This is a genomic window from Paraburkholderia phytofirmans (assembly GCF_046028095.1).
Classification (GTDB): domain Bacteria; phylum Pseudomonadota; class Gammaproteobacteria; order Burkholderiales; family Burkholderiaceae; genus Paraburkholderia; species Paraburkholderia phytofirmans_A.
The window spans coordinates 662,710-683,598 of the sequence record NZ_JAQQDJ010000002.1 but is presented as its reverse complement, the minus strand read 5'-3'; the positions used below and the strand labels follow the sequence as shown (position 1 = coordinate 683,598).

Annotated in this window: 18 protein-coding genes and 1 riboswitch; of the genes, 8 read left to right on the top strand and 10 right to left on the bottom strand. The window is 65.5% G+C overall.

All coding sequences use genetic code 11. The features are described 5' to 3' along the window. Window positions 1-94 precede the first annotated feature (94 nt). A complete protein-coding gene (locus tag PQR54_RS07535) occupies window positions 95-361 on the bottom strand; it encodes a DUF1488 family protein (protein WP_408244761.1) in 267 nt (88 codons plus the stop codon). Between the two features lie 215 nt (window positions 362-576). On the opposite strand from PQR54_RS07535, the gene PQR54_RS07530 reads away from it, so the two are divergent. Then, window positions 577-2,070: an MDR family MFS transporter gene (locus PQR54_RS07530; protein WP_408244760.1), complete on the top strand. Its 1,494-nt coding sequence runs from the start codon at window positions 577-579 to the stop codon at window positions 2,068-2,070. Between the two features lie 66 nt (window positions 2,071-2,136). On the opposite strand, the gene PQR54_RS07525 is transcribed toward PQR54_RS07530, so the two are convergent. From PQR54_RS07525 to PQR54_RS07515, 3 genes are all read right to left on the bottom strand, one after another. Next, a complete protein-coding gene (locus tag PQR54_RS07525) occupies window positions 2,137-3,261 on the bottom strand; it encodes an alpha/beta hydrolase family protein (RefSeq protein ID WP_408244759.1) in 1,125 nt (374 codons plus the stop codon). 2 nt (window positions 3,262-3,263) lie between these two features. Then, on the bottom strand, window positions 3,264-4,157 hold the full coding sequence (locus PQR54_RS07520) for an AraC family transcriptional regulator (protein WP_408244758.1): 894 nt from the start codon (window positions 4,155-4,157) through the stop codon (window positions 3,264-3,266). A 185-nt stretch (window positions 4,158-4,342) separates the two neighbouring features. Then, on the bottom strand, window positions 4,343-5,239 hold the full coding sequence (locus PQR54_RS07515; protein WP_408244757.1) for a LysR substrate-binding domain-containing protein: 897 nt from the start codon (window positions 5,237-5,239) through the stop codon (window positions 4,343-4,345). 191 nt (window positions 5,240-5,430) lie between these two features. Between PQR54_RS07515 and speB the strand changes: the two genes are divergently transcribed. Both speB and PQR54_RS07505 read left to right on the top strand, forming a co-directional pair. Further along, entirely contained in the window at window positions 5,431-6,408 is a 978-nt protein-coding gene (gene speB / locus PQR54_RS07510; RefSeq protein WP_408244756.1) for an agmatinase, read from the top strand. Between the two features lie 57 nt (window positions 6,409-6,465). Further along, a complete protein-coding gene (locus tag PQR54_RS07505; RefSeq protein ID WP_408245010.1) occupies window positions 6,466-7,551 on the top strand; it encodes a polyamine ABC transporter substrate-binding protein in 1,086 nt (361 codons plus the stop codon). 27 nt (window positions 7,552-7,578) lie between these two features. Here the strand turns inward: PQR54_RS07505 and PQR54_RS07500 are convergent, their stop codons facing one another. Further along, a complete protein-coding gene (locus tag PQR54_RS07500; protein ID WP_408244755.1) occupies window positions 7,579-8,511 on the bottom strand; it encodes a LysR family transcriptional regulator in 933 nt (310 codons plus the stop codon). A gap of 135 nt (window positions 8,512-8,646) precedes the next feature. Here PQR54_RS07500 and metE point away from each other — a divergent pair, with 135 nt between their 5' ends. Then, on the top strand, window positions 8,647-10,941 hold the full coding sequence (metE, locus tag PQR54_RS07495) for a 5-methyltetrahydropteroyltriglutamate--homocysteine S-methyltransferase (protein ID WP_408244754.1): 2,295 nt from the start codon (window positions 8,647-8,649) through the stop codon (window positions 10,939-10,941). A 95-nt stretch (window positions 10,942-11,036) separates the two neighbouring features. On the opposite strand, the gene cobM is transcribed toward metE, so the two are convergent. From cobM to cbiE, 4 genes are all read right to left on the bottom strand, one after another. Continuing rightward, the gene (cobM, locus tag PQR54_RS07490; protein ID WP_408244753.1) at window positions 11,037-11,762 is read right to left on the bottom strand and encodes a precorrin-4 C(11)-methyltransferase; all 726 of its coding nucleotides are present in this window, start codon (window positions 11,760-11,762) and stop codon (window positions 11,037-11,039) included. A gap of 62 nt (window positions 11,763-11,824) precedes the next feature. Further along, window positions 11,825-12,547 (bottom strand): cobalt-precorrin-6A reductase, encoded by a 723-nt coding sequence (locus PQR54_RS07485; protein WP_408245009.1) that lies wholly within the window; start codon window positions 12,545-12,547, stop codon window positions 11,825-11,827. A gap of 2 nt (window positions 12,548-12,549) precedes the next feature. Beyond that, a complete protein-coding gene (locus PQR54_RS07480; RefSeq protein WP_408244752.1) occupies window positions 12,550-13,647 on the bottom strand; it encodes a cobalt-precorrin-5B (C(1))-methyltransferase in 1,098 nt (365 codons plus the stop codon). Next, window positions 13,647-15,020 (bottom strand): precorrin-6y C5,15-methyltransferase (decarboxylating) subunit CbiE, encoded by a 1,374-nt coding sequence (gene cbiE, locus PQR54_RS07475; protein ID WP_408244751.1) that lies wholly within the window; start codon window positions 15,018-15,020, stop codon window positions 13,647-13,649. The genes PQR54_RS07480 and cbiE overlap by 1 nt, the downstream gene beginning before the upstream one ends. Window positions 15,021-15,104: 84 nt before the next feature. Next, window positions 15,105-15,283: riboswitch (cobalamin riboswitch) on the top strand. An 84-nt stretch (window positions 15,284-15,367) separates the two neighbouring features. Here cbiE and cobG point away from each other — a divergent pair. From cobG to cobJ, 4 genes are read left to right on the top strand one after another with little or no spacing between them, the layout of a single operon-like run. Beyond that, the gene (cobG, locus tag PQR54_RS07470) at window positions 15,368-16,951 is read left to right on the top strand and encodes a precorrin-3B synthase (RefSeq protein WP_408244750.1); all 1,584 of its coding nucleotides are present in this window, start codon (window positions 15,368-15,370) and stop codon (window positions 16,949-16,951) included. Beyond that, complete coding sequence (locus PQR54_RS07465; protein ID WP_408244749.1) at window positions 16,944-17,570, top strand: precorrin-8X methylmutase; 627 nt, start codon at window positions 16,944-16,946, stop codon at window positions 17,568-17,570. The genes cobG and PQR54_RS07465 overlap by 8 nt, the downstream gene beginning before the upstream one ends. Further along, entirely contained in the window at window positions 17,571-18,302 is a 732-nt protein-coding gene (locus tag PQR54_RS07460) for a precorrin-2 C(20)-methyltransferase (RefSeq protein ID WP_310818466.1), read from the top strand. Continuing rightward, window positions 18,299-20,002, top strand: coding sequence for a precorrin-3B C(17)-methyltransferase (gene cobJ, locus PQR54_RS07455; RefSeq protein ID WP_408244748.1), 1,704 nt, complete (start codon window positions 18,299-18,301; stop codon window positions 20,000-20,002). The genes PQR54_RS07460 and cobJ overlap by 4 nt, the downstream gene beginning before the upstream one ends. A gap of 19 nt (window positions 20,003-20,021) precedes the next feature. Here cobJ and PQR54_RS07450 read toward each other — a convergent pair whose 3' ends face one another. Further along, the gene (locus tag PQR54_RS07450; RefSeq protein ID WP_408244747.1) at window positions 20,022-20,858 is read right to left on the bottom strand and encodes an alpha/beta hydrolase; all 837 of its coding nucleotides are present in this window, start codon (window positions 20,856-20,858) and stop codon (window positions 20,022-20,024) included. Window positions 20,859-20,889 lie beyond the last annotated feature (31 nt).

Sequence of the window (20,889 nt, the reverse complement as noted above, 5' to 3'; positions counted from 1 at the left end):
CGATGAACGGGTTGTGTGTGAACAACAGCAGTTGAGAGCCGCTTGCGAGCCCGGCGTGTGCGCCGGACTCATTCTCAATCAGAAACCGGGCCGCTTAGCTTCTGTTGAAGTCGCCAGTCTCGAGTTCCACGGACTGCCCGCCGTTTTTTTCGAGGACTTTGCGTGTAGCGTTTTCAATCTGCGCGCGATTCGCCTCGAACGTGTTGACAAGGTTATGGGCCGATGGGCCGTCGTTGCCGAAATGGTCGTTCAGCGCATCGAGCGACACGCTGCACCAGACGTCGGCCCCGTCGACATTGGCTTCGAAGGCGACGCGTGCCGCTGCAACCACTTCACGGCGTCCGGTGAATTCGATCCTCATGATGACCCTCCATTTGTCGAAAGAAAGCTTCGAACGCGCAAACGCTGTGCCACGGCGGCGTGGTCCGCAAGGCCGACCGGGGCTGAGCGCGCATTCTCAGCAGGGTGCATACTCGACACCGGCCGTCCTCGTACGGTCGTGCTGATGCGTCACGGCTGGCCGCCCATGGCCACGCTGCCTGACGCGCCTTATATCCTAATACTAACTTCTGGCCCATGTCCCGCAACCCGCAATCGTCGCGTCCTCTCGTCATTGCCGCCGTGATGGCGTCCATGGCGATGGTCGCCATCGAAGCCACCATCGTTTCCACCGCCATGCCTCAGATCGTCGCGCAGCTCGGCGATCTTCATCTGTATAGCTGGGTCTTCTCGTCGTTCCTGCTCACTCAGACCGCGATGACCGTGGTGTTCGGCAAACTCGCCGACCTGTACGGCCGCAAGCCCGTCATGCTGGCCGGCATCGCGATCTTTCTGATCGGCTCGGTGCTGGCCGGCTTCGCCTGGTCGATGCCGGCCATGATCGCGTTCCGCCTGATTCAGGGCGTCGGCGCGGGCGCGATCCAGCCAGTCACGCTGACCATCGTCGCCGATCTCTATCCCGCGCGCGAACGCGGCAAGGTGCAAGGCTACCTCGCCAGCGTCTGGGCGATTTCCGCAGTGGTGGGCCCGATGGTCGGCGGCTTCATCATTCACAACATGTCGTGGGCATGGATCTTCTGGATGAACGTGCCGATCGGCCTCGCCTCCGCGGCGGGCTTCATCGCGTTCCTGCGCGAATCGGAACGGCGTGCGCGCCCTTCGATCGATTTCGGCGGCGCGGCGCTGTTCATGGCGGCGATCGCCGCGCTCATGATGGCGCTCACCTACGCCGGCGACGACCAGGTCGCGCAAGCGTCGATGGCGGGCGGCGTGTTCGCGCTGTGCGTGCTGCTGTTCGTGTGGCAGGAGCGCCGCGCGGCCGAACCGATGATCTCGTTCGCGCTCTGGAGCCGCCGGCCGATCGCGGCGTCCAACGGCTCTACGCTGCTGTCCGGCATGATCCTGATGGGCGCGACCACGTTTTTGCCGATGTACGTGCAGGGCGTGCTGCATCGCTCGCCGGTGATCGCCGGCCTCGCCTTGACGATGATGATGGTGGGCTGGCCGACCGGCGCGACGCTCGCCGCGAAGTCGTTTCATCGCCTCGGCTTGCGGCGCATTCTGATCGGCGGCAGCGCGTTCATTCCGCTCGGCGCGCTGTTGCTGCTGTTCCTGTCGCCCGGCGGCTCGCCGCTCGTCGCGGCGTTCGGCTCGCTGATCATGGGCTTCGGCATGGGCACGTCGAGCGTCAGTTGCCTGATCCTGATTCAGGAAATCGTTCGCATGGACGAACGCGGCAGCGCCACCGCGTCGAATCTGTTTTCGCGCAATCTCGGCAGCACGTTGGGCGCGACGCTGTTCGGCGCGGTGCTCAACTTCGGGCTCAGTCACTCGAAGGGCGTGGCCGTGGTCACGTCGGATCAGTTGAGGGCGCTGCTGCAGAATCAGGCCGCGAGTCTCGGTGACAGCGACATGATCCGCTCTGTCCTGCATCAATCGCTGCACCTCACGTTCATTTCGCTCTTCGTCATCGCGATCTTCGTGGTCGTGCTGCTGATGTTCGTGCCGGCCATCAAGATCGGCGGCGAGAAGAAGATGCCGATCGAAGCGTTGGCGCCGCTGGAGGATTGAGATGCGTGGCGGCGTACTGCGCGCTGCCACGCTCGGTTCGATAACGCTGACGCACTACTGTTAGCGTCAGCGCGCCGGTAAGGTCGCCGCGAAAAAGCGGATCGCCCGATCCGTTGCCAGCGCATGCACCGTATCACGATCGACGCCCGGTCCGTCCTGGCAGATGCCCGCGAGATGCGCGACCACGTCGGCGAGACAGGTGTCCAGGAACGTGTAATGCGACGCGCCCGGCACCATCTCCACATGCGCGTTGGGCAGCAAGCCCGCGATGCGGTGAATGTTGGTAGCCACCGGCGCGGTGACATCGGCCTCGCCCGCGAGCAGCGAGACGGGAATCGTCACGTCGGCAAACGAGTTTTTATCGAATGCCTCGCCCAACGCGGGCGCAATCGCGAACACGGCTTTGACGCGCGGATCGCGATACGACGCGCCCGACCGTGCGCGCGACGCCTTCGTTGCCGGTGAAAGATCGTCGAGCGTCAAAGGTGCCGCGCCCGATGCATCACGGATCCGCGCCGCTTCCGGTGGATGACAGATCGCGTCGGCCTCGGGCGATGCGCAGAAACGCTCGAACGCCTGCAGATCGGTCCGCGCGCCCGCCAGTTCGAGCACCGTATAACCGCCCAGCGAAAAACCCACCGCGCCGATCCGCTCGCGGTCCACATGCGGCCCGAGCAGCGGATCGGCGAGCACGCCGTCGAGCACTTCGCTCGCGTCGGTGGCGCGCTCCCACCAGAGCATGAAGCCGTCGCGCGTCATCGGCGCCGCCGCGCTGTTGCCCGGATGATTGGCGCCCGCCACGATATAGCCTTGCGCGGCGAGCGCCGCGGCCAGCCAGTCGAGACTGTCGGCGGTGCCGCCCGTGCCGTGCGAGAGCACCAGCAGCGGGTAGCTTGCGCGCGCGGTGGAAAGCGGCGCATCGTCGGCCGCGGCATGGCCGTGAAAGATCGGCTGACCGGGCGCGCCGATCTCGCGTGGCGTCTGCGGCACCGACGCATCGACCGGATACCAGATGCGCGTGACCAGCGCCTCGGTTTTCGCGCCACGCCAATGGCGAACCACGGCGGGATGGAATACGCGCATCGTCTCGCCCACATGCAGGTCGGCCTGATCCGCCGACGCGGCGCCCGCGCAGCACAACGCCGCCGCGCACGCCAATCTGGCGATGACGGCACAGCTCACACGAAACATGGTCAGTCCTTGCGGATAGGAATCATCAGGTCGGTCACGCACGTCTGCTGCAAGCCGGCGACCAGCGGATTGCGATACAGCTCGAGTGCGGGACGCCGGTCGCGCAGATAACCGCTTTGCGGCAGCCAGCCGCCGTAAAGTGCGCGAAAGGTCGGCGAGATCAGCGCATACGGCCCGATCAGCCGATGCACCGCATACAACCCGCCTTCGAGCCGCAACGGTTCGACTACACCGCTCGCTTCGACCGGCACGTCATGCGCTCCCGCGACAATCGCCGCGCGATAGCTGAAGCTGTCCTTCACTGCGGAATCGCGCACGCAGATCCCCACGCGCTGATCCATCACGGCGTTTTCGTCGCAGCGCAGCATCGTCATGAGCGAGCGAAAGGTTTGGCCGATAGTTGCGACCGGCCCGTCGTGCCGAAGACTGAGCACATCGAACGGCGCGATCTCCGTGAGTTCGACGGCAGGCAACGCCGGAGCCGGGGCATTGTTCCTTGAAGCAACGAGTTGTGCCTCCGCCGCCCGGCCCATGCACGGCGCGGCCAGACGTTTCTGCCGCGCCTTGAACTCGCTCGGCGAGACGCCGGTGAAGCCGCGAAACGCACGCGCGAAGGCTTGCGGGCTGTTGTAGCCGGCATCGTGCGCGACCGTGGTGACCGACGCGGCGGCATCGGTCAGCCGTTGCGCCGCTTGCGCAAGCCGCAGGCGTTGCACGGTCTCGACGACGCTCTCGCCCGTCAACGCCCGGTAGACCCGATGGAAATGAAACGGCGACAGATGCGCGACCGCGGCGAGGCTCTCCAGCGTATGGTGCGCGCCGGGTTCGAGCAGAATCGCCTCGACCACGCGGGCGATCCGTCGGCGGTAATCACGTTCGGTGCTGGGCTTCATCATGGCGCTAGGATAGCGGCGTCGCGGCTGCAAGACGGTGCAGAGCTTGCCGAATTTAGGCGGTGTGTGCAGTGCGATGCGGCATGCTCTTTGTCGCTCGCGCCGGCGATGCCGCATGCTCTTTGCCGGTCGCGCCGGCGATCGCGAGCATCCTCATTGCGCTTACTGCGCTTACTGCGCTCATTGCCTCATTGCGCTCCTTGCTCATCGCGGCACAACGCAATGATCCACGCGTGCACCGCATCCACCGCGGCCGAGCGCGCCGGTTGCGCCGAGCGCATCAACCAGAGCGGCGCGAGCGCGAAGCCCGGCACTTGCGGCAGAACTTCGACACGGCCGCTCGTCAACGCGTCGCTCGCGTCGAGTCGCGACACCATCGCGATGCCCGCTTCCTGCTCTGCGGCGGCTACGAGAAAACGTGGATCGCTGACCGTGATCGCCCGGCGCGTGCGCAAGCCGCCGCGCTTCAATTCGGGCAGCCACGGCGCCCATTCGGGATGCGCCTCGTGCACCAGCAACGGCGCTTGCGTCAAGACATCGGGAAACGGCGCGTCACGCAGACGGCGCGCCGTCAGCGGTCCGCAAATCGCCACGGCCGCTTCTTCCAGCAATGGCTCGCACACGACTTCCGGCGTTCGGATGGCCTTCGACGACACGACCAGATCGACATCGACGCGGTCGATCTCGTTGACTTCTTCGCCGGTCACGAGCCAAAGCTCCAGCGCGGGCAATGCCTCCGCGAACGCCCGCATGCGCGGCATCAGCCAGCCTGAAGCGAACTGCGGCGCGCACACGAGAATTACCGAATCCGGATTGCCGTACGGCTCGATGCGATCGCGCCCGTCGGCGAGCGTGGCGAGCGCCGTCGTCACGGTTTGCGCGTACAGCGTGCCGGCGGCCGTCAGCGCCACGCCTCGGCCGATGCGGCGAAACAGCGGCTGCCCGGTCCATTCCTCGAGTTGCTGGATCTGATGGCTGATCGCCGACTGCGTCAGCGCCAGTTCCTGCGCGGCGCGCGTGAAGCTGCCCAGACGCGCTGCGGCATCGAATGCGAGCAAGGCTTGCAAAGGTGGAAGTCTGCGCATGGGACTGGTTGGGTGAGATATTAGAAATATCGATACTTCCAGCAAAATTCTTCGCTTTTCGCAAGAATTTTTCCCCGCAATCATAGCGCCAGTTGCCCGTTACGCATCACTCACCGCGCTGGCGCCATGCCGGCAGACATGAGAAATATTTGTGTGACGGCGCCTCATTCAAACCGACTGGACTGCTCCGTATGACCCTGAATCTGAACGCGCCGCACCCGTATTTAAAAAGCCCCGCCCAGGACGGCGGCCAGCCAGCCGCGCCGACCTATGCTGGCGTGCTGTCTTTCATGCGCCGCCCTTACTCGCGGGATCTCGCCGGCGTGGACGTCGCCGTCTCCGGCATTCCGCTCGATCTCGCCACGACCTTCCGCCCCGGCACGCGCTTCGGCCCGGCGGGCGTGCGCGCCGCCTCGGTACAACTGGCGGAACTCGGCGCGTTTCCGTGGGGCGTCGATCCTTTCGATCATCTGAACGTGGTCGACTACGGCGACTGCTGGTTCGACGCGCACAACCCGTCCGGTATTCGCGACGCGATCGTCGCGCACGCCCGCGGCATACTCGCCAGCGGCGCGCGCATGCTGACGTTCGGCGGCGACCACTACATCACGTATCCGCTGCTGATCGCGCATGCCGAGAAATACGGCAAGCCGCTGAGCCTGATCCATTTCGACGCGCATTGCGATACCTGGCCGGACGATAACCCCGACTCGCTGAACCACGGCACGATGTTCTACAAGGCGATCCGTGAAGGGCTGATCGATCCCGCGCGCTCGGTGCAGATCGGCATTCGCACATGGAACGACGACTTCATGGGCATGCGCATTCTCGACGCGCCGTGGGTCCACCGCAACGGCACGCAAGCCACGATCGACGAAGTGCTGTCGATTGTCGGCAGCGCGCCCACTTACCTGACCTTCGACATCGACTGCCTCGACCCGGCGTTCGCGCCCGGCACGGGCACGCCGGTAGCGGGCGGCCTGAGTTCGGCGCAAGCGTTGGAGATCGTGCGCGCGCTCGGCGCCGTGAACCTGGTGGGCGCGGACGTGGTGGAAGTGTCGCCGCCCTACGACCACAGCGACGTGACCGCCCTCGCCGCCGCGCATCTCGCGTCGGACATGCTGTGCCTGATGCGCAATCAGAAGCTGCAACGCCTCACGAATCTATAAGCCCGCGACCCGTTGAACCCTTTCCCGACGAGATGACCCACCATGCCCCGCACCACGATGAAACCGCTTCTGGCCGCCTTGCTGCTCGGCGCATTCAGTGCCGCCTCGCACGCCGACGAAAAACAACTCAACCTGTACAACTGGGCTGACTACATCGCGAAAGACACGGTGCCGAACTTCGAAAAAGAGTCCGGCATCCACGTGCGCTACGACGTGTACGACGGCGACGAAACCTTGCAGGCCAAACTGCTGACCGGTTCGACCGGCTACGACGTCGTGGTGCCGACCTCGAACTTTCTCGCCAAACAGATCGAAGCCGGCATCTATCAGAAGCTCGACAAATCGAAGCTGCCAAATCTGGCAAACCTCGACCGCAATCTGCTGAAGCTGGTTGCCGACGCGGACCCCGGCAATCAGTACGCGGTGCCGTGGGCATGGGGCACGACGGGGCTCGGCTACAACGTCACCCGCGTGAAGAAGATTCTTGGCAGCGAAGCACCGCTCGATAACTGGGACATCCTGTTCAAGCCCGAGTACCTGAGCAAGCTGAAGAGTTGCGGCGTCTCCGTGCTCGATGCACCGTCCGATGTGTTCGCGGTCGCGCTGCACTATCTCGGCCGCGACCCAAACAGCGAGAACCCCGCCGACTATCAGGCCGCGTACGACGCGCTGAAAAAGATCCGCCCGTATATCACGCAGTTCAACGCGACGAGCTACATCAACGATCTGGCGGGCGACGATATCTGCTTCGCGCTGAGCTGGTCAGGCGATGTCTCGATGGCGAGCCATCGCGCGCGTGAAGCCGGCAAGAGCTACGAGGTCAAGTACTTCATTCCGCAAGGCGGCGCGCCGGTCTGGTTCGACATGATGGCGATCCCGAAAGATGCGCCGCATCCCGAAGCGGCGCTCAACTGGATCAACTATATCGAGCGCCCCGAAGTGCACGCGGACATCACCAACACGGTGTTCTATCCGAACGCGGATGCCGCCGCGCGCAAATTCGTGCGGCCCGAAATTCTCAATGACCCGACCGTGTATCCGCCTGAGCCCGTACTGAAGACGCTGTTTCTGCTCAAGCCTTTGCCCGCGCAGATCAAGCGTCTGGAAGGCCGCTTGTGGGCGCAGTTGAAGTCGGGTTCGTGAAGCGTCGTTGAATGAGCCGCGCATTCGTCACGACGTCTGGCCGTCTTCCGTCAGCAGCTCGATGCCGTCGAGTTGCGCCGCGCAGGTATCGCGAACGATCCTGACGAAATCGTCGAAATAAGGCCGGCTCGCCAGGCCTTTCCCGGCCACCGCGTACAGCTCGCTCCACAGTCCCTGGGTGCCGACGCGCTTGGCCAGCACGTAATCGTGATCGACGTAGTTTTTCACGCCCCAGTTCGGCAGCGCCGCGATCCCGCGGCGGCTCGCCACCAGCTGCATGATGGCGATGGTCAGTTCCGCCGTGCGCCGTTCGAGTTTGATGCCGGCCGGCTCCAGCACCTGCCGGATCAGATCGATGCGCGCCTCGGGCACCGGATAGGTAATCAATGTCTCGTCGCGCAGATCTTCCGAGCTCACGCGACGCTTGTTGCGCAACCGATGCTCGTTTGCCATCACCACCAGAATCTCGAAGCGGAACAGCGGCGCGATATGCAGGTTGCGCCGCGTCGCCGGTTTCGAGCCGATCACCACATCGGCCTTGCCGTCGCTCAGCAAACGCAACGGATCCGCATGGAAGCCCGCGACGAGGTCCACTTCGACTTCCGGCCAGCGCCGGCGGAATTCGTCCATGACCGGCATCAGCCAGTCGAAGCAGGTATGGCATTCGAGCACGATGCGCAACTCGCCGCGCGTGTCGCCTTTCAACCGCACGAGATCGCGCTCCGCCGCGCTCACCGCCGCGATCGTTTCGCGGCCGAGCGCAAGCAGTCGCTCGCCGGCGGCAGTGAAGCGCAACCCCTGCTTGGTGCGCTCGAACAGCGACACCTCGTAATGCGCCTCGATATCGCGGATCTGATGCGAGAGCGCGGACTGGCTCAGATGCACGCGCTCGGCGGCCGCCACCAGCTTGCCCGACTCGGCAATGGCGATCAGCGAACGCAGGTGGCGAAGCTCAAGCATGGAATGGCTCCGCATTGAACGAATAAAGCTTGATATGAATGTGGCTCATACATTGGTGAAAACATGTCGCTTGATGAATCATAGCGTGACTTTCACACTGGGCGTCAATTCACACAACGAACAACAGGACATCACATGGCCCGCACGCATATTCCCGGCTTTCCTCGCATCGGCGCGCAGCGCGAACTGAAATTCGCGCAGGAATCGTTCTGGCGCGGCGAATCCGACGAACTGTATCTGCGCGGCGTCGCGCGCGAACTGCGCGCCCGTCATTGGCAATTGCAGCAGCATGCCAAACTGGACTTCGTCACCGTCGGCGATTTTGCCTACTACGATCAGATGCTCAATCTGAGCGCGCTGCTCGGCGCTTTGCCGCAGCGTTTCGGCTTCGATGCGAAGACGTTGTCGCTTGCCCAGTACTACGAGCTCGCGCGAGGAAACGCCGCGCAACCGGCCATGGAAATGACCAAATGGTTCGACACGAACTACCACTACCTCGTCCCGGAACTGGGCCCGCAGACGAGTTTCGACGGCGGCGTCGAGTGGCTGTTCGACGAGATCGACGAAGCGCTCGCGCTGAATCTGCCGGTCAAGCCCGTGCTGATCGGGCCGATCACTTATCTATGGCTGTCGAAGAGCCATGTTGCCGGCTTCGACCGTTTGTCGTTGCTGCCGAAGCTCGTGATCCGCTACAGCCGTTTGCTGGACAAGCTCAAGCAACGCGGCATCGAATGGGTGCAACTGGACGAGCCGGCCCTGTGCGTCGATCTGCCCGCTGAATGGCTCGACGCGTTTTCCGCCGCGTATGACGTGCTCGGCGCATCGGGTGTGAAAGTGCTGCTGGCCACGTACTTCGAAAGCGCCGCGGAGCACGCGCCGCGCGTGGCTGCGCTGCCGGTCGCCGGTGTGCATCTCGACCTGGTGCGCGCCCCGCAACAACTCGACGCGTGGCGCGCGGCCTTGCCTAAGCACGCGGTGTTGTCGGCCGGCGTGATCGATGGCCGCAATATCTGGCGGGCGAATCTCGGCGAGATCGTCGAATCGCTGCAGGCCTTGCATGCGGAATTCGGCGAACGGCTGTGGGTTTCGTCGTCGTGCTCGCTGCTGCACGTGCCGGTCTCGCTCAACGCGGAAAAGAAACTCGACGCCGATCTGAAATCATGGCTCGCCTTCGCCACCGAAAAACTCGACGAAGTCGCCACGCTCGCCCTCGCCTTGCGTGACCCCGCCGCGGCCGAAGCAACACTCGCCGCCGCCGACCGCGCGCTCGCAGCGCGCCGCAACTCAAGCGCAGTGGTCAACGCGCTCGTGCAAAAACGCGTGGCCGCGGTGAGCAGCGCGATGGCCGACCGGCAAAGCCCGTTCGCCGAACGCAATCGCCTGCAACGCGAAGCGCTCGGCCTGCCGCTCCTGCCGACCACCACGATCGGCTCGTTCCCGCAAACGCCGGCGATCCGCCAGGCGCGCGCCGCCTCCAAGCGCGGTGAACTGCGCGCGCTCGACTATCTGCAGCGCATGCGCGCCGAGATCGAAATCGCCGTCCGCAAACAGGAAGAACTGGGCCTCGACGTACTCGTGCACGGTGAAGCCGAACGCAACGACATGGTCGAATATTTCGGCGAACAGTTGTGGGGCTATGCGTTCACGGAAAACGGCTGGGTGCAGAGCTACGGCTCGCGTTGCGTGAAACCGCCGATCATTTACGGCGACGTGTATCGTCCCGAACCGATGACGGTCGAAACCACACGCTACGCGCAATCGCTCACGCAGCGTCTGATGAAAGGCATGCTGACCGGTCCGGTGACGATGCTGCAATGGTCGTTCGTGCGTGACGACCAGCCGCGCTCGACCACCGCGCTGCAACTCGCGCTCGCGATCCGCGACGAGGTGGTGGATCTGGAAAAGGCCGGCATTCGCATCATCCAGATCGACGAACCGGCTTTCCGCGAAGGCTTGCCGTTGCGTCGCGCCGATTGGGCCGCGTATCTGGAATGGGCCACGCGCGTGTTCCGCATTTCAGCCGCGGGCGTCGCCGATCAAACGCAGATTCACACGCATATGTGCTATTCGGAGTTCAACGATATTTTGCCGTCGATCGCCGCCATGGATGCCGACGTGATCACCATCGAGACCTCGCGCTCGGCGATGGAACTGCTCGACGGCTTCGGCGCCTTCGCGTATCCGAACGAAATCGGCCCGGGTGTCTACGATATCCACTCGCCGCGCGTGCCGGATGCGCAAGCCATGCAACGTCTGCTGGAACGTGCGTGCGAAGTGATTCCCGCTGAACGCTTGTGGGTCAATCCGGATTGCGGGCTGAAGACGCGCGGCTGGCCGGAGACCGAAGCGGCGCTGACGAACATGGTTCGGGCCGCCAGGGCATTGCGTGCGAAGCTGGCTGCGAAGCAGCGGGATGAAGTGACGGCGTGAGAGGATCGACCGTTGATCTGATGTTGATCTGGTGTTGATCGCCCATCCGCGCACTGTGTCTTGGTGCGCGGACGAGCTTTTTCACGTAGACGGGTTCAGTCTTTCGCGTACAGCGTCGAGTCGGCGAAACCTTCGGCGGCCAGCACCTGTCCGACCAGAATCAGCGCGGTCCGCTCGATGGATGTCGATTGCACCTTGCCGACAATATCGTCGAGCGTACCGGTGATCTTCTCCTCGTCGGGCCAGCTCGCGCGATAGATCACCGCGATCGGACACGCACCGCCGTAATGCGGCCGCAATTCATCGACGATGCGCGCAAGGTGCCGCACGCCGAGGTGAATCGCCATCGTCGCGCGATGCCGGGCGAGGTCGGCCAGTTGTTCGCCTTCGGGCATGCTGGTTTTGGCGGCGAAGCGCGTGAGGATCAGCGTCTGCGAAATATCCGGCAACGTCAGTTCGCAACCCAGCGTCGCCGCGCATGCCGCAGTGGCGGTAACGCCCGGCACGATTTCGTAGGGAATGTCCAGTTCGCGCAGTCTGCGGATCTGTTCGCCGATCGCGCCGTACAACGATGGATCGCCGGAATGCACGCGCGCCACGTCGTAGCCTTTGGCATGCGCGGCCGCAAGCAACGCGATGATCTGATCGAGGTCGAGTTCGGCGGTATTGATGACCTGCTGCGCCGCGTGACCTTCGAGCACGGCAGCCGGCACGAGCGAACCCGCGTACAGGATCACCGGACAACTGCGCACGAGGCGCTGCCCTTTCACCGTGATCAGTTCAGGGTCGCCCGGACCCGCGCCGATAAAAAACACCGTCATTCGTTACTCCATGATTCGTTGAGGCGGCATGGCATGCATGCGTAATCCGTTCGGGCGCGGGTTCAATCGGCGACTTGCAGCGCATCGAGCAGGTCGGCCACGTTCTCGAATTCCCTCTCTGCCGCCGGCAACTCAGGACGACGCAGCATCACGACCGGCAAACCGCGTTCACGCGCGACTTCGAGCTTCGCTTCGGTCGCCTGGCCGCCGCTATTTTTGCTGACCACGACGTCGAAGGCTTGCAGAGCGAATAGCGCTCGTTCGCCTTCGAGCGTGAATGGACCGCGCGCCGCGAGTATCCGCGCACGTGCTGTGTCTTCGTGCGCTTCAAGACAACGCACGACCCAGAACTGATGCGGCGGGATCTCGTCGAGATGCGCGAGCGGTTCGCGGCCGAGCGTGAAGAGCGGCTTTCTGAACGGCGCCAGCGCATCGATGAGTTCGTCCCAGCCGCCGACCATGCGCCAATCGTCGCCGGCTTGCGGTTGCCACGCCGGGCGATGCAGTGCCCAATACGGCACCCGTGCGGCGAGGCTCGCCTGCGCCGCGTTCGCGCTGATTTGCGCGGCATAGGGATGTGTCGCGTCGATCACGAGGTCGATACTTTCATCGACGATGTAGCGCGCCATACCTTCACTGCCGCCGAAGCCGCCGACGCGCACCGTGCACGCCAGATCCTCCGGCACCTTGCCGAGGCCGGCGAGACTATACACGTGCTCAGGGCCGAGTTGCCGCGCGATCCGCAGCGCGTCGCCAGTGCCGCCGAGCAGCAGAATCCGCTTCATTTTCATTGCGCGGCTCCGATCAGCTTGCCCTGCCGGTCGATCGCGAACATTTCGACGTTGACCTGCGGCGGCACGATCTCGCGCGCGACCGCCAGTGCATGCCGGCAGACGATATCGCCGAGCGGCACCTGCTGCGCGTGCGCCAACGCGACCGCCTGCTGACTCGTATTGGCCGCGCGGATCGACGCTTGAAGCGCGTCGTCGGCACCCTGTTCGGCGGCCCATTGCGCGAGCCGTTCGAGGTCGATGCTCGAATTGCGGCTATGCAGGTCGAGATGACCCGCCGCCAGCTTGCTGAGCTTGCCGAAACCGCCGCACACGCTCAGGCGTTCGACCGGTGCGCGCTTCATATGCTTGAGCACCGCGCCGACGAAGTCGCCCATTTCGATCAGCGCGATATCCGGCAGGCCGTAGTGCGCGCGCATCGCGTCCTCGCTCGCGTTGCCGGTGCAGGCGGCGAGATGCGTGTAGCCGTTCGCGCGCGCGACGTCGATCCCCTGGTGAATCGACGCGATATACGCCGAGCACGAAAACGGACGCACGATGCCGGTGGTGCCGAGGATCGACAGGCCGCCGAGAATACCGAGCCGCGGGTTCATCGTTTTCAGCGCGAGCGCTTCGCCGCCTTCCACGCCGATCGTCACTTCGAAGCCGCCGCCGTACGCGTGCTCCGCCGCGAGTTCGGCCAGATGCTCGGTCATCATTCTGCGCGGCACCGGGTTGATGGCGGGTTCGCCGACCGGCAGCGTCAGCCCCGCGCGCGTCACCGTGCCGACGCCCGGCCCCGCACGAAATATCACGCCCGGTTCGGCGACGAGCCGCACGCGGGCGAAGACCACCGCGCCGTGCGTGACGTCGGGATCGTCGCCGGCGTCCTTGACCGTGCCGGCTTCAGCGCCTTCATCGCCATTCCCGATCAGGCGGCAGAACACCAGCGGCATCGGCACATGCTGGCCTTTCGGCAACACGATCTCCGCCACTTCGCTGACGACACCCGCGAGCAACAGACGCGCCGCCGCCAGCGACGTCGCGGTGGCGCAACTGCCGGTCGTGTAGCCGCTACGCAGCGGCGCGGGGTGGTCGGGGGTTTCTTCGCGCATCAGGGTTCGGGGGATGGGTCGGTGGTGGTGGCGTTGGTCGTGTTCGGCGTGTTCGGCGTGACACTCCCAGCGCGCACATCATTCATCCCGCTCATGGCACTCGGGGCGCTCATATCACTCGTAGCGTTAGCCAGCTTGTTCGCTCGAATCGCGTCGACACCCACGCCGCTTGCCTGCTTCGTCACCTCCAGCAGCGTGATCGGCAACGCCTGCCGCCACGTATCGAAACCGCCAAGCGGTTGCGCGTCCGCCAACGCGATCCGTGTCAACGTCCCGCCATGCCGCTCGCGCCATGCCGCCAGCACCGCCTCGCCTTGCAACGTGACCGCGTTAGCAACCAGCCGCCCACCCTCGCGCAGACTGGCCCAGCAGGCCTCCAGCACGCCCGGCACAGTCACCCCGCCGCCGATGAACACAGCATCCGGCACCGGCAATCCCTGCAGCGCTTCAGGCGCGCGCCCCGCCACGAGTTGCAACCCCGGCACGCCCAACGCATCGCGATTGTGTTCGATAAAGCGTTGCCGCTCCGCATGCCCTTCAATCGCAATCGCGCGACAGCTGGAATGCGCGCGCATCCATTCGATGCCGATCGAGCCGCTGCCCGCGCCCACATCCCACAGCAATTCGCCGGGCGTCGGCGCGAGGCGCGCGAGCGTGATCGCGCGCACGTCGCGCTTGGTCAACTGGCCGTCGTGACGAAACGCATCGTCGGGCAAACCGCAGGTCAGCGGCAGACGCGGCGCGCCTTCGGTGGCACGGCAATCGAGCGCGATCAGGTTCAGCGCGGCCACGTCGCCCGCGGACCAGTGATCCGCACGGCCGTCGATGCGCCGCTCCAGTTCGCCGCCCAGGTGCTCCAGCACGCTCATGCGGGTCGCCCCGAAACCGCGCGCGTTCAGCAGCTCGGCGAGCGCCGCGGGCGTGCGCCCGTCCGCGCTCAGCACGAACACGCGCGCGCCGTCGTGCAGATGCGCGTTCAGCGTGGGCAACGGCCGCCCCACCAGCGACACCGTCGCGACATCCTGCAACGGCCAGCCGAGCCGCGCGGCCGCCAGCGACAGCGACGACGGCGCGGGCAGCACCCGCAATTCCCCCGCCGGCAATTGCCGCGCGAGCATCGCGCCGACGCCGAACAGCATCGGGTCGCCGCTCGCCAGCACGCACACGGCGGCGCCGCGCTCGGCCAGCAAGGGCGCGAGATCGAACGGACGCGGCCAGGCGGCACGGCGCGCGCCGAGACGCGCGGGCAGCATCGCCAGATGACGCTCGCCGCCGTACACCACCGACGCTTCCAGCAAAGCGCGCCGCGCGGGCCGCCCCAAACCGGCAAAGCCGTCGTCGCCTATGCCCACCACCGTCAGCCACGCGGGCATGCATCCATCCTCATTCTGTGTCTTCAAATAATGCGCTGTGCCACGCCGGTCAAAGCGTCCAGCCTCGTTGTGCTGTTCGAAAAAAGGCATAATACAGCCGCCGGTGCCCTTCGGGGCCGAAGAGGGAACACAGTGTCGCTGTGGCTGCCCCCGCAACTGTATGCAGCGAGTCCGCCTGCGCTCCACGCCACTGGTTCGACCGGGAAGGCCGCAGCGGACCATGACCTGCCAGCCAGGAGACCTGCCGGCAAGACTGTTCGTGCCAGCCAACATCGGGCGGGGTGTACCGATGCCGCAGCCATGCCCGCCTCACGGCATGCTCGGGCCGTCGCGCGACGCTCAACCCGGTGTCCGTCTTGAATCAAGTTTCGCCTTCCTCCGTTTTATCCGACGCGGCCGCCACGCTGCGGCCCTCGGCGTGTCCGGGGCTGCTGCGCATCGTCGCCGCGCGCGACGGCGGGATTTGCCGGATCAAACTGCCCGGCGGTGAATTGAGCGCCGCGCAGGCTCGGGCGATCGCGGACGCTAGCGCGCGGCACGCGGCCGGGGTGATCGAGTTGACCAATCGCGCGAATGTGCAGGTGCGTGGCGTGAAGCGCGGTGAAGAGGCGGCGTTGATCGCAGCGTTGATCGATGCGGGTCTTGGGCCGATGCCGGCGAACGGCGTGGCGAGCCATGCGAACACGACGGCTGCGGAGAACGCTGCGGATGCCGGGGCTGCCAACGCAGTGAATGAATGGGCTTCGAACGCCGCAGACGCAGCAGCGCAGCAGGCGTGCATTGCCGACGCACTCTCCGCCGCAGCGGCAGCCACCGCCGACGACGTCCGCAACGTCATGATCAGCCCCGCAGCCGGGCGCGATCCATCCGCGCTATTCGACACCCGCCCGCTGTGCGCCGAACTACTCGCGATGCTGCAAAGCGAAACGCGTTTCGCGGCGCTGTCGCCGAAATTCGCGCTGCTGCTGGACGGGGGCGAGCGGCTCGCGAGAGTGGATCATCCGCACGATGTGTGGCTGGCGGCATCGCAAGAGGCGGACGGCGTGCGGTTCGTGTTCGGGGTGGCGGGTTGTCCGCCTGTGGGCGCCTATGCGGGCGCGCTTACGCAAAGCCAAAGCACCGCGCCTGGAAAACCGGGCGTGAACGACACAGGCGCAGTAGCCGCGATCCTGCCTTCACAAGTCCCGGCACTAGTACGCGCGCTGCTCCTCACGTTCCTCGACCTCGCCGCCGCCGACGCCACACGCATGCGCCACCTGCTGACCACGCATTCCGTCGAAGCAATACTGCATCACGCCGAGCAATATCTCGACTTCCCGCTCACCCAGAACGCGAAACTGAGCAACTGGCATCGCGCCACGCCAGCCGACGCCAACCTCCGCCTCGGCACCCACGCCCAACGCGTGCCCGGAACCTCGCACGTCGGCGGCCAGCCACCGCTGGGACGCGTCGACGCCGACACCCTTAACGGTCTCGCCGCGCTTTCGCAGCAGCATGGCAACGGCACGCTGCATGTCACCCCGTGGCAAAGCGTGCTCTTAACCGACATCGCCACACAAGCCGGACCGACCGTGCTAACCGCGATGACCACGCTCGGTCTCGCCTGCGATCCCGCACAAGCGATCACGCACCTGATCGCGTGCGCCGGATCGAGCGGCTGCGCGAAGGGCCTCGCCGACACCAAGACCGACGCGTTGCGCCTCGCGGCTCGCCTGCCCGCCGGCGTCGACGTGCATCTGAGCGGCTGCTCGCGCTCGTGCGCCGCCGCGCATTGCGCGCCGTACACGCTGCTGGCCGCGGCGCCCGGCCTCTACGACCTTTATCGACGCGACGGCCGGCCCGGCTTCGGCCAGTGCGTCGCGCGCCAACTGACGATCGGCGAGGCCCTCGACATGCTCGAACGCCTCGCCCGGAGTGACACCGATGCTTGATTACATTCGCGACGGTCAGGAGATCTATCGCCAATCCTTCGCGACGATCCGCGCGGAGGCCGACTTGTCGCGCATACCCGCCGACCTCGAAAAACTCGCGGTGCGCGTGATTCACGCATGCGGCATGGTCGATGTGATCGAGGATCTGCAATTTTCCGCGGGCGCGGGCGCGGCGGGCCGTGCGGCGCTCGCGCAAGGCGCGCCGATCCTGTGCGACGCCGGCATGGTCGCGCAAGGCATCACGCGCGCGCGGCTGCCGGCGAACAACGAGGTCATCTGCACGCTTACGCATCCAGACGTGCCGTCGCTCGCACGCGAACTCGGCAATACGCGCTCGGCGGCCGCGCTCGAATTGTGGCGGCCGCATCTGGCGGGCAGCGTCGTCGTGATCGGCAATGCGCCGACCGCCCTCTTTCATCTGCTCGATATGCTCGACGCCGGCGCTCCAAAGCCCGCGCTGATTCTCGGCTTTCCCGTGGGTTTTGTCGGCGCGGCCGAATCGAAGGCGATGCTCGCGGACGACAGCTGCGGCGTGCCCTTCGTGGTGGTGCATGGCCGGCGCGGCGGCAGCGCGATGGCGGCGGCCGCCGTGAACGCGCTCGCCACGGAGGTCGAATAAATGACGGCGCAAGGACGTTTGTTCGGACTCGGCGTCGGCCCCGGCGACCCGGAACTCATCACGCTGAAGGCGCTGCGCTTGCTGAAGGCGTCGCCGGTGGTCGCGTATTTCGTCGCCAAGGGCAAGAAAGGCAACGCGTTCAGCATCATCGAAGCGCATTTGCACGATGCCCAGCAGCATCTGCCGCTCGTTTATCCCGTCACCACCGAAGCGCTCGAACCGCCGCTTTCGTATGAAGCGATCATCGCCGACTTCTACGACACCGCCGCGCAAGTCGTCGCCGCGCATCTCGATGCGGGCCGCGACGTCGCCGTGATCTGCGAGGGCGATCCGTTCTTCTATGGCTCGTACATGTATCTGCACGACCGGCTCGCGGCGCGCTACGAAAGCGAAGTGGTGCCCGGCGTGTGCTCGATGCTCGGCGGCGCCGCCGTGCTCGGCGCGCCGCTGGTGTATCGCAACCAGAGCCTCTCGGTCCTTTCGGGCGTGTTGCCCGAAGACGAATTGCGCCGCCGTCTGGCCGATGCCGACGCCGCCGTCGTGATGAAACTCGGCCGCAACTTCGACAAGGTGCGGCGCGTGCTCGGCGAACTCGGTCTCGCGGACCGCGCGCTCTACGTCGAACGCGCGACGATGGGCAATCAGCGCATCGTGCCGCTCGCCGAAGTCGATCCGATGGCGTCGCCGTATTTTTCGCTGCTCGTGGTGCCGGGGGAAAAATGGCAAGGATGAGCGCACCCGCGATCGTGATTCTGGGCGCGGGCGCATTGGCGACGGCGCGGCGCATTCAGGCGCTGTATGCGGATAGCCAGGTGCATGCATTGCAGGGACGCGTCGAGGCGGACGTGTCGTACAGCGAACTCGGCGCGCATCTGCGGGAACTGTATGCGCGCGGCACGCCGATCGTCGCGTTGTGCGCGGCGGGGATCGTGATTCGCTGTCTGGCTCCGTCGTTGTCGAACAAGGGCGTCGAGCCGCCTGTGCTGGCCGTCGCTGAGGATGGCAGCGCGGTCGTGCCGCTGCTCGGCGGTCTTGCCGGCGTCAACCTGATGGCGCGCGAGATTGCCGCGCTGCTGGCCGTGCCGCCGGCCATCACGACGAGCGGCGAATTGCGTTTCGGCACCTGCGTGCTGAATCCGCCCGAGGGCTACACGCTCGCCGATATCGGCCAAGGCAAGCGCTTTGTTTCGGATCTGCTGGCCGGCGAGAGCACGCGCATCGAAGGCGAAGCGCCGTGGCTCGATGACGCGCAACTGCCCCGCTCCGACTCGGCGCGTCTCGCGATCCGCGTCACGCCGCGGGCGTGGGACGGGCGCGACGAAGAGTTGGTGATTCATCCGCGCAGCGTGGTCGCGGCGGTGACGGCCGTGGATGTGGAGATCGCGACACGCGTGCGCGAGGCGCTGGACGCGCAGGGTCTCGCGCCGCTGTCGCTCGCGGCATTGCTGGCCTCTTCTGAACGCATGGCCGACCCGGCGCTTGCAGAGGCCGCGGCGAACCTGAACGTGCCGTTGCGTTTCGCGCTGACACGTCCCGAAGATGGCGAGCCGCCGGCCAATCTGCTGCATGCCGCGCTGCGCATTCCGTACAAGACGCTGCACAACGATGCGGCGGCAGGCGTCGCGCTCGCGTTGGCGCCGCTCGCCATCGATCCCGACACGATCGGCCGCGCGCGTGGCCGCCTGACCGTGATCGGCCTCGGCCCCGGCAGCGCCGATCTGATGGTGCCGGCCGCGCGCACGGCGCTCAACGAAGCCACCGATATTCTCGGCTACGACACCTACGTGAAAATGGCCGGCCCATTGCGCGCCAGCCAGCGCGTGCACGGCACGGACAATCGCGAGGAAATGCAGCGCGCGCGGCACGCATTCGAACTGGCGAGCGAGGGACGTTTCGTGGTGATGGTGTCGTCGGGCGATCCGGGGGTGTTCGCGATGGCGGCGGCGGTGCTCGAAGCGCTGGAGGCGTCGGATAACGCGGAGTGGGCTGCGGTCGAACTGGCGATCGTGCCGGGTGTATCGGCGGCGCTGGCAACGGCGGCGCAAGCGGGCGCGCCGCTGGGCCACGACTTCTGCATGCTGTCGCTGTCCGATAATCTGAAGCCCTGGGCGATCATCGAAAAGCGTCTGAAGCATGCCGCCGAAGCGGATCTGGTGATGGCGTTCTACAACCCGATTTCGCGCGCACGGCCGTGGCAGCTGGATAAAGCGCTGGATATCGTGCGGGAGTATCGTGCGACGCAGACTCAGGTGGTGCTCGGCCGCGATATAGGTCGCCCAGGCGGCACGCTGCGCACGCTCACGCTAGGCGAACTGCGTTCGTCCGATGTGGATATGCGCACGATGGTGATCGTGGGGTCGTCCACGACGCGGCGGTTCGGCAACGCGGCCGAAGGCGGTGAGTGGGTTTACACGCCGCGGTGGTATGAATGAATGAGTGGGCAGGCTGACCTCAGCCTGCGCGCTGCATGTTCATGGCCGTGACCAGTGCTCGCAACTGCACGCCATCCGGCCGCGCCAGGTCTTCCAGAATCGTGAAGTGATTGCATCCGGGCAAAGGCACGAATTCCACCCGCTCGCCCGCCTGCCGACACGCCGCCGCATATTCCTCCGAGTGGCGAATCAGTTCCGGCAATTCCGCCGTGCCGACGCTGATTGTCATCGGCACGCCGCGGCCGATATGCCGCATCGGACTATAAGCGTCGATTTCGAGCGGCATAAGTTGCAGCTTGTCGTTCAGCCACGACATCGCGATAGGCTCTAGATCGACCAGCGCGCTGATCGGCATGGCATGCACGAGCGCTTCGTGCGCGCGAAAATGCGCGCTCAGTTGCCCACCCGCTGAATGTCCCGCGAGGCAGATGGGAGCGCGCGTGCCGAGACCATTAAGATCGTCGGCAAGTGCTGCCAGCAACGCCTCGATTTCACCGACGATTTCCGTCATCGATGCCTCCGGCGCCAATGTGTACTCGGCCAGCACGACATTGAAACCGCAAGCGAGCGGCCCGCTTGCCACGAACGCAAAATCTTCCTTGCTGCGCGCCTGCCAGTAACCGCCGTGAATGAACACGAAAATCGGCGCATCGGGCTTGCCGCACGGCAACCAGTCGAAGCGCTGACGAGGACGCGGTCCATAAGCGATATCGCGCCTGCATGGCACGCTTTCATATAACGCCGCACTGCGCGCCTGAAACCCGAGCATGCGCTCGGCGACATCCTCGACCGCTGCCACGTTGTCGTAGGCGGCGCGCAGCGCCGTTTGATCCATGCCTCGGAAAAGCTCGCTCATGATGTCCCTGAACCGTTCGTCGAAGAGAAGC